We start from the raw sequence: 12,793 nt of genomic DNA on the forward strand, positions 1-12,793 counted from the left end.
GGCCGAACCGACCAGGAGGCCGCTCATGGAAGCGCATCACATCCGGATTCCCGTCTCCGGCACGCCAGCTGCCGCAGCGTCCGCGCGCCAGCAGCTCGCGGACGGGATACGGACTTTCGGCGCCTTCCTCGGCCCCGAACTCCTGGACGCGGCAGAGCTGGTGGCCGCAGAGCTCATCGCGAACGCGGTCCGGCACGCAAACGGCGGCCCGATCACGGCCGGCGCCTGCCTGAGCGACAAGGGACTGCGGATCGAGGTGAACGACGCCAACCCCGCCGTCCCACAGGTCAGCCTGTCGGATGTGGACGAGGAAGGCGGACGCGGGCTGTTCCTCGTCGCAGCACTCGCGGACCGCCACGGCTTCGATCCGCTGCCGCCCGGCAAACGCTGCTGGGCCGAGTTCAAGGTCAGCACCCCACTACCCACCGCATCACACCTTCCCTTGCAGAGGAGTTGACCGTTGACAGCCGTACGCATTCCCCCCGTCGCCGCAGAAGTGGTCGCCGTGCGACCCGGCAGCCCACTCGCCGGCTCCATCACCGTCGACGGCTCCAAGAACGCGGCCCTGCCCCTGCTGGCCGCCGCCGCGGCCCTGCATCACCCGGTGCATCTGAGCAACGTCCCGTCGAACACGGACGTTGAGACCATGCTCGCCCTGCTCCAACAGGCCGGCTGGCACACGGCCCGTCCGGTCAGCGATCCGCACACCACCGTGATCCTGCCGAGCGACAAGCCCCAGCCAGGCCCCGATCCCGAGGTCGCCGCCCGCATCCGGGCCTCGTACTACCTCGTACCGGCCCTGCTCAGCGCGTCCGGGCGAGCCCGGCTGCCCTGGCCGGGAGGCTGCCGGATCGGGGAACGCGGGATGGAGCAGCACTTCAACGTCTACGAGCGCTTCGGTGACCGCACAACGGTCGATGGATGCGGCTACCTCGTGGAAGCAGCCACTGGTGGGACCGGAACCGTGTCCGTGGTGCTGCCATTCCGCTCTCGTGGGGCGAGCGTCGCTGCGCTCCTGCGCGCGGTCGTAGCCGGCCGGCCCCTGCGCCTTGGCCACCCCAATCTCTCGCCTGAAGTGATCAGCGTCGTAGAGGCGTTGCAGGTGGCGGGATGGGAGTGCGGGGTCAGTGAGTCGGTCCTGACGCTGTCACCACCCACTTCCGTCCCGACGGAGACCACCGTCTGGTCGGTGCCCGGCGACAAGGTCGAAGCCGGGACCCTGGCCTGTGCGGTCGCGGCGACCGGCGGGGACGCACGCATCTGTGGCGTACGCGGCGACGACGTCGCTCCCCTGGTCTCCGCCTTGAACTGGCTCGGAGTCCCCGCCGACGCCGAGGGCGATGCTCTCACCGTCCGGGCCCACGACGCCGAGCCGACCGGGCGATCGCTGCGCGCCATCGCCTCCCTCTCCCCCGACGGCTTGGACGCCGATTTCGAACCACCGCTGATGGCCCTCGCCCTCGGTCTGCCCGGCACTCACCTGTTCGCCGACACCATCAACCCCGGCCGTCACGGCAACCTGCTCCCCCAGCTCGCCCGCCTCGGCGCCGAGATCCACGAGCTCTCGCCCACCGAATGCCGCCTCACCGGACCGCAGCAGCTGACCGGCGCCGGTGTGGAGGCCACCGACATCCGCACGGGCTCGGCCCTGCTCATCGCCGGCCTCACAGCGAGCGGCGTCACCACCCTCGGCGGCCTCGAACAGCTCCGGCGCGGCCACGCCGACCTGCCCACCAAACTGCACGCCCTGGGCGCCGACATCTGCGAGGTCACTCCATGACCCGGCAGCTCCAGCGAATCACCGCCACGACCGACGTCCACTCCTCCTTCGCCCAGGCCACTCCGATGCTCGCCTACCTCCACGCGGCCAGGGCCGAGAGCCTGGTCGTGGACTGCGGCGACTTCTTCGAAGGCACCGGCTTCTACCGCTTCGGCCAGGGGCAGATCGAGCGCGAGGTCCTCACCAGCCTGTACGACCTGCTCGCCCCCGGAAACCACGGCTGGCCGCACTACTTCGAACCGCAGCTGCACGAGATGACCGTGTGCGCGAACGCAGCCGACAGCAGTGGGAAGCCGCTCTTCGACCGCGTGCGCATCGAGCACATCGGCGGCCGGAAAATCGCCATCACCGCAGTGATCGGCCCGCAAGCCTTCAACGCGATCCCCGCCGAGCAGCGCACCGGCCACCACGTCACCGACCCGGCCCAGGCCCTGCGCGAGGTGATGCTGGAGCACCATCACCATGCCGACGCCTGGATGGTGCTGTCCCACTCGGGCTTCGACGAGGACCTGAAGCTGGCCGCCGCCTGCCCGTTCGCGGACGTCATCTTCGCCGGGCACTGCCACAGCGACACCTACGGCCCCGTGCCCGTCGGCGACACCCTCGTCGTCAAGGGCCACGAACTCGGCGTCGGGTACGCCACCGCCGAGCCGGTCGGGGCCGGCTGGGCCGCACGCGTAGGCGCCTTCCCCGACACCTCCGTAATCCCGGAGGACCTCGCCGTACTGCAGGAGAAGATCGCGCTCCTCAGCAGCACCCTGGGAAGCCGGCTCGGCATCGTGAACGAGCCATATCTCAATACCCTGTTGGACCGACGCCTCCTCTTGGACGAGATCGCCACGCGCCTGCACACCGGCCTCGGAGCGGACGCGGTCATCCTCAACGAGACCGCTCTGCGCCCCGTACCGCTCGGCGATGTCCTCACCCTCGGCGACCTGCTCGCCATCGAGCCCTTCGACAACCAGCTCGTCCACGCCTTCCTCCCCGACGATCACTCCGAGGACCACGCCAAGCTGCTCGCTCATCTCGTCGACCACGTCGGCCCCTTGGTCGTCGCGCCTACACCTCTTCCACCGACGGCGCGCGTGGTGCTGACCACCCACTACATCGCCGACACCTATCTCGGCGGCCGAACTCATCAAGCCGGACTGCGTCTGGGCCAGGCGGTACGCAGCGTCCTCGCAGTCCCATTCGCTGACTCTGCCGACGCTCTTCAAAGGGGCGCTCCATGATCCTCACCGGGCCCGAGATCAACACGGCCGTCGCCGACGGACGCCTTCGCATCACCCCGTTCGACCCAAAGCAGACGAACCCCAACAGCTACAACGTCCGCCTGGGCGCCACCCTGCTGACGTACGCCACCAAGGTCATCGACGCCCACCACGCCAACCCCACGCACACGATCCGAATCGACACGGAGGGATACGTCCTCCAGCCCGGCGAGCTGTACCTCGGCCACACCGTCGAGGAGGTCGGCTCGGACCTCTTCATCCCACTGCTCTTCGGACGCTCCTCGGTCGGACGACTGGGGTTATTCGTCGAGATCACCGCCCCTATCGGTGACATCGGCTTCCACGGCCAGTGGACTTTGATGCTGTCCCCCATCCGCCCTCTGCGGGTGTACGCGGGCATGAAGATCGGGCAGATCATGTTCTTTGTCTCCACCGGGGACGTCGAGTTGTACCGAGGCAAGTACCAGGGCGCCGCCGGCCCTCAGCCTTCCCGCTACTGGCGGGATGCGGCACACGTGCAGGCGGGCGCCTCGTGATCCTCACCGGCTCCGCCATTGCCGCCGCCGTCAGCGCAGGCGAGATCACCATCGCGCCCTACGACCCGGCACGCCTGTCCCCCAACGCCTATGACTGGCGGCTGGGCGACACGATCCGCATCTGCGACGGCGACCTGGACGCCGCCGCCCCCACCACGTTCACCGAACTGGTCATCCCCGCCTCCGGATTGGTCCTGCAGCCAGGAATGCTCTACCTCGGCGTCACGTTGGAGAGGACCGGCTCGGAAACGTACGCACAGCTCCTCAACGGCAACCGCACCATCGGCGCCCTCGGCATCTGGGTCCACGTCTCCGCCCCACTCGGCCACCAGGGCCACGCGATCCGCTGGACCTTGGAAATCCGCGCCGCCAAGCCCGCCCGTGTCTATCCGGGAATGACCTTCGGCAAGCTCGTCTTCCTCACCACCCTCGGCACCCCGGCCAGCTACCAGCAACAGCGCGCCAAGTACGCCGCCACGCACGGCATCGACATCTCCCGCCTGTACGAAGAGATCCCCCAAGGAGCGCTGTGAGCCCCCTCGTCCGCCCGGCCGCGGGGCCGCTGGCCGCCACCTTCCTCGACCTCCCAGCCGGAAGCCCCGGCGGCAGCGTCGAACTCTTCCTCGACCTGTACACCGGCGACAAACCCCTCATCCCCGCACGGGCCTTCATGCTGGCCCCCACCCGCCCCAAAGCCCACCTTCCCGCCGGGCTCGACCTGCTGACGGTCGCCGGCAAGTGCCTGGAGGGCGCCGCCTTCGGCCGCTACGTCGGAGCCCTGCGCCGGGCGCTGGTGACCGCGATCGATCCAGCCCAGATCGGGGTACTGCACCTGCAGCACCTCACCTTCGGCGCCACGCCGGCCCTCCTCCGAGCCCTGCCGGCCCACCCCAGGATCGCCTTGGTCCACGGCACCGACCTGATCTTCGCCGAGGCCCATCGCGACCAGCTCCAAGTCCTGCGCGAGACGGCGAGGGCCGCCGACGTGATCGTGGTCCCCACCGGCGCGATGGCCGACCACCTTCTCAAGCTCGCCCCGCAGATCGACCGCCGCAAGATCGTCCGCGTTCCGTGGGGCATCCCCGACCATCTGCTCACCGATCCGCCGGCGCGGCCCGCCCGCACCTCCACCAGCCACCTACGACTGCTCTACGCAGGCAGGCTGACCGCCGAGAAGGGCGCAGAGCACCTGATCGCGGGCCTGGTGCCCATTCCAGGAGTCGAGCTGAGCATCGCCGCCCCCAGAGCCCAGTTCCACGCCTTGGCCCCGCTCCTCCAACGGACCGGAGTGCGGGCCCGGTACCTCGGCTGGCTCCGCCGTCCACAGCTGTGGAAAGCCTTCGCCGAGCACGACGTCCTGGTCATGCCGTCCACCACCCTGGAAGCCATGGGCTTGGTCGCGCTGGAGGCCCAAGCATGCGGTCTGCCTGTCCTGTACCAACCCGTGCCCGGCCTCAACGAAGTCGTCGCCGCGTCCGGAGTGGCCACCGACTTCACCCACTCTGCCGCACTCGCCCGCGACCTCGACCGCTTACGGACCGCCCCTGGCCTGCTGCCCGCCCTGCGGCAAGCGGGCTACGCGAATGCCGCCCGGTTCCCCCTCACCGCTACCACCCAGGCCCTGGCCGACCTCGGCCGCCAGCTCACCTGAGACCGACGCCGACCAGCCCCCGCAGCCGACGTCCGACACGCCATTGCCCCACTGGTGCCGCCCGCGTCACTACGCTGATCCGGCGGGTTGGCCACGGCGAACAGGGAGACCATGACGTACAGCACCGACCGCATCGAAGCCCTCCTGAACGAAGGCGTCCGCGACAAGGTCTACCCCGGCGCCGTATGGGCAGTCGGTGACGCCACCGGCACCCGCGCCCACGGCGCCACCGGGGTCCTTGACCCCAATGAGCCGAACGTGCCGATGCAGGCCGACACCGTCTTCGACGCCGCCAGCCTCACCAAGATCCTCGCCGTATGGGCCTCGATCGGCACCCTGTGGGAGGAAGGCAAGCTCGACCTCGACACCCCGCTCGGTGCCTTCTGGTCCGAGGTCGACGGCCACCCGCTCCGTGCAGTGACCACCCGTCAACTACTCACCCACACCGCTGGCGTACCGCTCCGCGCCCAGCTCAAAAACCTCTACGGCACCGACCCCCAGGACGTCCGCGACGGTGTCCTTCACGAGGCCCTGCACCGCCCGCCCGGCGAGGCCGTCGAGTACACCGACCGAGCTGCCCTCATCCTCGGATACCTCGCGGAACACCTTTCGGGTCAGCGCCTCGACCAGTTGGCCACGGAGCGGAGCTGGCAGCCGCTGGGCATGGACTTCACCCGATTCGGTCCGCTGCCCCCCGAGATCGCCGCACAGTGCGCACCGACCGAACTCGACCAGGAGACCGACACCCACCTCAAGGGCGTCGCCCACGACTTCTCCGCCCGGCTCCTGGGCGGAGTGTGCGGGATCGCCGGCGCCTTCACCGTCCTCGACGACCTCGCCGTCTTCCTGCGCTACATGCTGGAAACCTCAACCAGCCACAGGCAAGCCGGATTCGGCCCCGACTGGACCAGGCAGTCACTGACCGTCCAGACCGGCACCCTGGAACCAGTGCGCGGCCTGTTCTGGCACCCCGCCCCTGGCACGCACCCCGCTGAGGACATCTGGGTCCACTACGGCTTCACAGGCACCGGGATGTGGCTCTCACCCCACCAGGGGCGCTGGGCCGTACTCCTGACCAACAAGCTCTACTACACCCGCGACCGCCAGCCCCTGACCGACGTCCGCAACACCTTCCGGGCGCTTGCGTTTGCCTGAAGCAACCTGCGGCGAATCCGTTGAGAGGGGGTACGGCCGACCACGCATTGTGCGGTGCACGGTCCGAGCTACACGGCGGGCAGCCCAGCGCCGCGGAGGCGGTCAGTCGGCCCTGCCGGTCGGGACGGCGAGTTGAACGTGAAGCGGGGCCGCAGAGCAGCGCTACCGCTCCGCATAGCGCAGGAACTGCCAGCCCAGTACGACCAGGGCAAGTGTCTGTGCGAGGGAGACGATCACGAGTGAAGGCCGGACGGCGGGAGAGCACCAGAATGCGGCCACGCAGATCACCGGCAAGGCCAAGTACGTGAACAGATCCACAGCGGTCTGTAGTCGCTTGCGCGTGGTGCGGCTCGCATCGTCGCGGTGGTAGATCTCCCAGCCGAACACTGCGCCGTGGGCGCCGCTGAGCTCGGCCAGCCGCGGTCCCAGCTGGTCGCGGACGTAGCAGCCGATCGCCGAGATCTTCTGGTCGTTGACCAGGTAGGTCCAGCCCAGGACCAGGCAGATCACAGGGACGGCGAGCAGCAGTTGAGCCTGCCTGCTCTGGACGGCGATCGCGAGGACCGCGGTGGACGCGGCGAGCGTGAAGTAGAGCAGGTTGTCACGGAATCCTATCCGGGTTTTCTGCTCCTCCTTGATGCGGTCGTACTCGGCCAGCAGCAGTCTGCTCTCGGTGACGTCTTCTGTGGCGGCCACGGCCATTCCTAAGCTCGGGTCCTGGCTGGACTGATGAGTGGGCGGGCAGGACTCCGACGCGCCGGCCCCTGCCCGCCCTGAAGGCCCGGAAGCCTCAGTCGGCAGCACGGAAGGACGGCAGGTTGTTGGGATTATTTCGTTCGATCCAACCCTTTCCGTCCGCCGCGATTCCTTCCAGAAGGCGGAAGGTGTGGATGAAACCAGCCGCATTGAGGTTGATTTCGGAGATTTCCTCGGCGTTTTCGTCCGGCGCCAGTTGGTGGGTGTCGGCGTCTTTGACACGAATGTTCCTGGCCGGACCGTTGGTGAGGACGAGTTCCAGATCGTAGCCGACTCGGGCGCGTTCCGTGACCTGTACGGAGGACAACGCGTCGAACCGGTAGTTGCTTCGCTGCTCGTCCCCACGCTTTGCGTCGGTGAAATCGAATTCCGTGCTGATTTCGCGAACGCCATCCTGCGTTACCAGGAAAAGACGGAAGCTGTAGCGCGAGTATCGCCAAGGACCGCCCCTCACACGCCCTCGCTTGTAGGGGCGTGCTGGTGTCATCAGGATGGTGTGGGTGATCAGGTCGCGCCAGGTGAGCTGGTAGTGGCTGAGTGCTTCGTCGACGAACAGCGTCTTGTCGCAGGTGAGCCAGGTCTCCATTTCCAGCTCACTGGGTCGCGTGGTGTCCAGGAACGACTTCCAGTTCTGGTACGCGACTTGCCGCCCGGTCAGCCGCTCTTGATATTCCTGGGTTTCTTCGGCCATTCGGCGCTCTTCGCCCCGGGCCTCCAGCCACGAGGACGCAGCCTCGCGTCCGGACCAGACCGCACCGCCTGCGGCCAGGATGGCCAGCAGCATCTGCGACGCGCCGGCACCAGAGGCCACTGTTCCGAGCAGGGTCAGAGTCGTAATGCCGAGAGCGATGAGGGCGACCACGCACAGCGCCTTCGCCACCGCCGGAGTCTGGTTCTGGTGGCGGTGATCGAAAAGAGTGGCTTTGTTGTGGCGATCTCGGGCATCCTCGGCGAGATAGCGGATCAGCCAGTTGACCCGGTCCACGCTGACGCGGCTCTCGCGGTAGAGAAGCGCGATCTCGGCGACGAGGCTGTTGCGGATGTGCACGGTATGACGGAGCCATTCGTGCGGGGCGAATCCGTGGGGCACGCGGATACTGAAGTAGTGGTCGAACGAATGACGGACGCGGTTGGTGAACCCGTCCCCAGTAGAGCCGGGGGCGCCCGCGTGCGGGATGTAGGACTCACGGTTCTTGGCCTTCAACTGATGTTCCTCGTACCACCATTGGCGGCCGAAGTGAGCCGCGGTCAGGCCCGCGCCGAGCGCCACCAGTAACTCGATGACTGCCGCAGCCGGATCCGCGACCAGCGCCAAGATCCAGAGGAATCCAGTGACGACGACGAACAGGCCGGCTCGGACGGGGAGGGCTGCCTGGGCGGCGGCAGCGGTGCTCGGACGGGGCGGCAGGGCCCGTGGCCCGATGGGGTCGGGTTCGAAATAGGCCCAGACGCGTTGGGTCCGGTCGTTGCCGAAGCGATCTATCTCGGCCCGCTCGCGGTACTCGGCCCACAGGCTTTCCTTCAGCCCTCCAGTGAGTACGAGGTCGAGGTGGTGGAGGATCGCGTCACGCTGGCGAGGTGACAGCGCTCGCAACCGCTCCAGCGCGCGTCCCTTTTCGCCGTCCGCGGTGCTGAGCATCGCCAGTAGTTCGAAAGCGACGCGCAGAGCGTCTTTCCACTCTCCCTCGGCGTAGGTCCCCATGAGCCCGGAGGCATGGTGCAGCCGCTGGAGTTCTTCGGCGCTGAGGTCGTGGTAGGCGCGTGCACTGAGCATGGCGAGCACCCAGTAGAAGCGGACCTCCGCGTTGTCGTGTCCGTGGGCGATCGCGTCACTGATCAGGTCGCGAGCACGGCTGGGGACGCCCTCCTCCAGGAACCGCACACCGACCTTGTACTTTTCCTGAGGCGCTGCATCCGGATGGACGATGTTAACGGTGGAGTTGTGTACGGTCTCGGCCTGGATTCCGACGTTGGAGCCGTCTGCGGCCGAATTGTGCGTGACGCTGATACCTTCGTTCATGACAAGTCACCCGCCGCAACAACTAGCGGTGCCAGCCTGGCCACCAGCTCGGGAAACTCTGCGATCAGACCGCGTAACCTCTTTAATGCCATGGTCGCCCTCTTGGACGATTCGGGAGTGCTCTCCCTTGCCGCCCGGCGGGCAAAGCCCAGCTCTGCCAGTGCCTCTCGGTGGGTGTCGTCGTCGAGGGCACCCTCGGCGTGGTGGCGCTTCAGGTGCTCACGAAAACCGTCCAGTTCCGCGACCAGGTCCGCCGGACCGGTCACCTTCGGGCCCGCGTTCACGTAGACGCGGCTCTCCTTGACTGAGCCGGCCATGATGCCAACGGTGCTGTTATGGGCAGTGTTGCTGACGTGCCCTTTGGGTCTGTCGGCCGTATGGGCCCTGTATGCCTGGGACATCGCGATCTGCTCCTGTTCTCCCACCAGTTCCACGGCCAGCCGTGTGGCGAAGGCCGCCGCGTTCGCTGCGGCCCGTGGTTGCCAGTTACGGTCCTTCGCGCTGCTCTTCGTACCGTCCGCCCGGTCGCTGATTCCCCGGATGATGGCCACCGGTGCCCCGTTGAGATGACCGGCCTGCGCCACACCGGCGGCCTCCATCTCGATCGCGAGCGCGTCGTTGTAGTGCTGCCGGATCCACCGCGCCTCAGCCGAGATCGTCGAGTTCTGTACGATCTCGCCGGCGGCGATCGCGCCGAAGCGCACCTGCGGCGCGCGCCCATGACCGGGCACGTCGTCGGCCCAGTCGTTCACGCGAGCCAGATGCAAGCCGAGCTGGCTGATACCGTGCGCCGCCTCCCACACCCGGGGACGGGCCTTGAGTCCGTCGTCCTCGCTGGTCCCTCCGTGGTAGGCGTACACGTGTGTCGCCATCACCACGTCGCCCAGCCTGGCGGTGTCCCACAGGGCACCGGCGACGCCGACGAACAACACGGCCACCGGCGAAAACTCCTGTATCGCGCGCTCAGCGATCACCGCGGCGGAATGATTTCCTTTGTTCGTCAGACCGAGCGCTACACGACATGAAGTGCCCTGCACGGTTCCCACCTCGAACCGTGTCCCACGCTCATGACGGTGGACCTGTGGACCGGCCAGTTTCCGGCGCACGGCCTCGTACTCGAGATTGAGGGCGGCGAGAATCACCACCACGTCTTTCGACATCTATTCCCCTTCCCCTCTCGCTTCCTCTTCCGCCCTGGACGGCGCAGGTCGGATCAGTGGTGGGAACAACACCGTCTTCGGCCCGGCCCGATACAGCCGCGCGGGCCGTCCTCCCGTGGTCCTGCGTCCCGAGCCGGCGGGGATGATGAATCCCTTTACGGCCTGGACTTTCCGGTAGAAATTACGGGTGTCGAGTTCGGTGCCCCAAACCGCCTCGTACACCTGCTGCAACTCGACTATGGTGAAGGTTTCTCCGCAGAATGCCGTGGCCAGCGCCGTGAATTCGAGCTTGGTACGCGCGCGTTCGATTCCGTCTGTCGCGATCCGGCGGTGATCGAAGGCGAGTTCCACCTCACCGGACAGGACGGCTTCCGCAGGAATCCACGCAGCATCCATGGCGTCCGTTCCCGCGACCGGTTCGGGGAGTCCCGGCGCGATCGCCAAGTGGGCCACAGAAACGACTCGTCCCCGTGGATCACGGCCTGCGGCCCCGTAGATGGCCAACTGTTCAAGATGCACCGTCCCGGCAACCAGAGCGGTTTCCTCGCTCAACTCACGGTGGGCGGCGTCCAGGATCTCCTCACCTGCGTGATTGAGGAATCCGCCAGGCAGAGCCAGCATGCCCTGAAAAGGATCTTCACCCCGTTCCACGAGCAGGACACACAAGCGCCCCTCACGCAGCGTCAGGATCACGAGATCGACCGTCAGTAGCACGGGTGGGGGTGACCACACGTCAACTTGCATGTTCCTTAAGGTACTTCGGTTCCTGTCAATTTGACAAGAATGACGACACGGAGGCCGCTGGCGCTGTATGGCGGCGCGCTCCGAGCGGTCAACTCGTAGTCCGCTCCGCAGCCGGGCGCGGGCAAATCGTGGCCTGCGGGTTCGGTGTTGCCTCGAAGCGCCGCGGGAACGGGTACCTGCGTTCCAGGAAGGTGTGGAGTGCCGCATGGGCCGACGGTCGGGCAGACAGGGCTGTGTCCACGTCGGTGAGGCAGAAGAAGTCGATGCCCTCGCCCACCGTCACGCGGGACGGACGACGGTGCATGTAGTCCGCGGGGACGGCTCGGGCGGTTGCGATGGCCCAGCGGTGGTGGAGTGTGGAGGCCGGGGCTACGTCGGTGGTCGCTCGGAAGCGGGAGTGAGTGGTCTTCGTCAGCGGTGTCGGCTCAGACGTCGGGACGACTCGATGCCTTGCGGGCGGGGCGGTGCGGGATGCCGCAGGAGGACAGCCAGCGCCGCAGGTGCCAGTAGTCGTAGCCCTTGTCTCGGTGAAGCTTGCCGGGTCGTCGACGTCGGGGCCGCGACGTGAGCGGATGGGCGAGGTGTCGGCGTCGGCTGAATCGTGGTTCTGGATCACTTTCAGTGCCAGGGCCACGGAGGGTCACCGAAACCGCGATCATGAACGGCCTCGCGCGCTGAGGAGGACCAGTTTGCGGAGCAGGTCGAAGTTGGCGCGGCCGAACATCTGCCGCTTCAGCATCTTGATCTTGTTGTTGTGGCCTTCGACGGCGCCGGAGCTGAAGCGCAGGCTGAGGCCGGCGACCACGGCGTCGAGGTCCTGGCTGAGGCCGGTGACGAAGGTGTGCAGGGCGGGCAGGTCGTCGGCCTTCACGCTCGTCATCCACTGGTCCAGGTCGTGGCCTTGGCGGTTGTTCATGAGCTCCGCGAACGCGCGGACATGGTGCGCGGTGCGGTCGAGCGCGGGGCAGCGGGCCAGAATCTCCTTGAGTCGTTGGACCTGGTCGTCGGTGAGACGGTCGGGGTGGCGGGTGAGCCAGCCGGTCACGTCGCGCACGGATGGTGCCTTGCGGGGCGGATCGAGGGGGAAGGCTTCGCGGAGCCGGTGGACGTACTTCTTCACGACGCTCTCGCCCCCCGGGTAACCGCGCGCACGTATTTCCTCGAACAGACGGCGGGCGACGGTGCATCCCTCGGCCCACCGCTGGTGGAGGTGGGGCTTGTAGGGGTCGAGGATGCTGGTGCGGCCGGTCCACTGGCCGACCAGAAGCTCGTCCGGGCTCGCCGAGTAGGCGAGGCGACGAACGGTGTTGCGGGCCAGTCCGAGGTCTCGGCCGATCGCTCGCAGCCCAACTCCCTTGCCGAGGAGGGCATGGACGGCCGCGTGCTGTTCCCGGATTCGGTCGGACAGGCGGCCTGCTGTCCGCGGCCCCGGCGCGGCGTGCGGCTCGAGTTCCATCGTCTTCATGGCCGCACTGATGGGTGTGGCGGCGGAGTCGTGCGGTTCGCGGAGCAGAGCGCGGTGCTGGACGACGGTCTTCTCGACGGCCTCGGCAAGGTTGGACCAGATGTGCCAGCGATCCGCGACATGGACCGCTTCGGGGGCGCCGATCCGTCCGGCCTCGGCAAAGGCGGTCGAGCGGTCTCTGCAGATCACTTCGACACCAGGGTGATCGGTGAGCCACCGGGCCACCGTCGTCGTGGTCCGGTCCGGCAGCAGGTCGATGGGCTGACGGGTCTCGATGTCGATGAAGTTCCACCC

At 67.6% G+C, this 12,793-nt stretch carries 13 protein-coding genes and 1 pseudogene; 7 read left to right on the plus strand and 7 right to left on the minus strand.

Annotation, left to right across the window (positions count from 1 at the left end; genetic code table 11):
• The first annotated feature begins 25 nt into the window (after window positions 1–25).
• The 7 genes from ACKTSN_RS20350 (at window position 26) to ACKTSN_RS20380 (ending at window position 6,354) form a co-directional block, all read left to right on the plus strand.
• Entirely contained in the window at window positions 26–457 is a 432-nt protein-coding gene (locus ACKTSN_RS20350; protein WP_409470419.1) for an ATP-binding protein, read from the plus strand.
• A 39-nt stretch (window positions 458–496) separates the two neighbouring features.
• Window positions 497–1,780 carry a UDP-N-acetylglucosamine 1-carboxyvinyltransferase gene (locus tag ACKTSN_RS20355; protein WP_409474878.1) on the plus strand — a complete coding sequence of 428 codons (1,284 nt, stop codon included), beginning with the start codon at window positions 497–499 and terminating at the stop codon, window positions 1,778–1,780.
• Window positions 1,777–3,012: a bifunctional metallophosphatase/5'-nucleotidase gene (locus tag ACKTSN_RS20360; RefSeq protein ID WP_409470420.1), complete on the plus strand. Its 1,236-nt coding sequence runs from the start codon at window positions 1,777–1,779 to the stop codon at window positions 3,010–3,012. Before ACKTSN_RS20355 ends, ACKTSN_RS20360 begins: the two co-directional genes overlap by 4 nt.
• Window positions 3,009–3,548, plus strand: a complete 540-nt coding sequence (dcd, locus tag ACKTSN_RS20365; RefSeq protein WP_189855729.1) for a dCTP deaminase — start codon at window positions 3,009–3,011, stop codon at window positions 3,546–3,548. Before ACKTSN_RS20360 ends, dcd begins: the two co-directional genes overlap by 4 nt.
• Window positions 3,545–4,081, plus strand: a complete 537-nt coding sequence (locus ACKTSN_RS20370) for a dCTP deaminase (protein ID WP_189855731.1) — start codon at window positions 3,545–3,547, stop codon at window positions 4,079–4,081. The genes dcd and ACKTSN_RS20370 overlap by 4 nt, the downstream gene beginning before the upstream one ends.
• Window positions 4,078–5,199, plus strand: a complete 1,122-nt coding sequence (locus tag ACKTSN_RS20375) for a glycosyltransferase family 4 protein (protein ID WP_409470421.1) — start codon at window positions 4,078–4,080, stop codon at window positions 5,197–5,199. Before ACKTSN_RS20370 ends, ACKTSN_RS20375 begins: the two co-directional genes overlap by 4 nt.
• 111 nt (window positions 5,200–5,310) lie before the next feature.
• Window positions 5,311–6,354, plus strand: coding sequence for a serine hydrolase domain-containing protein (locus ACKTSN_RS20380; protein WP_409470422.1), 1,044 nt, complete (start codon window positions 5,311–5,313; stop codon window positions 6,352–6,354).
• A 162-nt stretch (window positions 6,355–6,516) separates the two neighbouring features.
• Here ACKTSN_RS20380 and ACKTSN_RS20385 read toward each other — a convergent pair whose 3' ends face one another.
• From ACKTSN_RS20385 to ACKTSN_RS20415, 7 genes and pseudogenes are all read right to left on the minus strand, one after another.
• Window positions 6,517–7,056, minus strand: a complete 540-nt coding sequence (locus ACKTSN_RS20385; protein WP_409470423.1) for a hypothetical protein — start codon at window positions 7,054–7,056, stop codon at window positions 6,517–6,519.
• An 88-nt stretch (window positions 7,057–7,144) separates the two neighbouring features.
• Window positions 7,145–9,130: a hypothetical protein gene (locus ACKTSN_RS20390; protein ID WP_409470424.1), complete on the minus strand. Its 1,986-nt coding sequence runs from the start codon at window positions 9,128–9,130 to the stop codon at window positions 7,145–7,147.
• Window positions 9,127–10,290, minus strand: coding sequence for a purine phosphorylase (locus tag ACKTSN_RS20395; protein WP_409470425.1), 1,164 nt, complete (start codon window positions 10,288–10,290; stop codon window positions 9,127–9,129). The genes ACKTSN_RS20390 and ACKTSN_RS20395 overlap by 4 nt, the downstream gene beginning before the upstream one ends.
• On the minus strand, window positions 10,291–11,034 hold the full coding sequence (locus tag ACKTSN_RS20400) for an NUDIX hydrolase (RefSeq protein WP_409470426.1): 744 nt from the start codon (window positions 11,032–11,034) through the stop codon (window positions 10,291–10,293).
• A gap of 88 nt (window positions 11,035–11,122) precedes the next feature.
• Window positions 11,123–11,338 carry a hypothetical protein gene (locus ACKTSN_RS20405; RefSeq protein ID WP_409470427.1) on the minus strand — a complete coding sequence of 72 codons (216 nt, stop codon included), beginning with the start codon at window positions 11,336–11,338 and terminating at the stop codon, window positions 11,123–11,125.
• A 110-nt stretch (window positions 11,339–11,448) separates the two neighbouring features.
• A pseudogene (locus ACKTSN_RS20410) lies at window positions 11,449–11,611 on the minus strand (IS5/IS1182 family transposase); the annotation flags it as partial.
• A gap of 78 nt (window positions 11,612–11,689) precedes the next feature.
• Window positions 11,690–12,781, minus strand: coding sequence for an ISL3 family transposase (locus ACKTSN_RS20415; protein ID WP_409474879.1), 1,092 nt, complete (start codon window positions 12,779–12,781; stop codon window positions 11,690–11,692).
• Window positions 12,782–12,793 lie beyond the last annotated feature (12 nt).

The organism is Streptomyces flavusporus (assembly GCF_046267975.1).
Lineage (GTDB): Bacteria > Actinomycetota > Actinomycetes > Streptomycetales > Streptomycetaceae > Streptomyces > Streptomyces flavusporus.

Coding starts and splice junctions, on each gene's coding strand:
- ACKTSN_RS20400 (WP_409470426.1), bottom strand. CDS start 11,034: ATGCAAGTTGACGTGTGGTCACCCCCACCCGTGCTACTGACGGTCGAT.
- ACKTSN_RS20405 (WP_409470427.1), bottom strand. CDS start 11,338: ATGCACCGTCGTCCGTCCCGCGTGACGGTGGGCGAGGGCATCGACTTC.
- ACKTSN_RS20390 (WP_409470424.1), bottom strand. CDS start 9,130: ATGAACGAAGGTATCAGCGTCACGCACAATTCGGCCGCAGACGGCTCC.
- ACKTSN_RS20360 (WP_409470420.1), top strand. CDS start 1,777: ATGACCCGGCAGCTCCAGCGAATCACCGCCACGACCGACGTCCACTCC.
- ACKTSN_RS20380 (WP_409470422.1), top strand. CDS start 5,311: ATGACGTACAGCACCGACCGCATCGAAGCCCTCCTGAACGAAGGCGTC.
- ACKTSN_RS20350 (WP_409470419.1), top strand. CDS start 26: ATGGAAGCGCATCACATCCGGATTCCCGTCTCCGGCACGCCAGCTGCC.
- ACKTSN_RS20395 (WP_409470425.1), bottom strand. CDS start 10,290: ATGTCGAAAGACGTGGTGGTGATTCTCGCCGCCCTCAATCTCGAGTAC.
- ACKTSN_RS20385 (WP_409470423.1), bottom strand. CDS start 7,056: ATGGCCGTGGCCGCCACAGAAGACGTCACCGAGAGCAGACTGCTGCTG.
- dcd (WP_189855729.1), top strand. CDS start 3,009: ATGATCCTCACCGGGCCCGAGATCAACACGGCCGTCGCCGACGGACGC.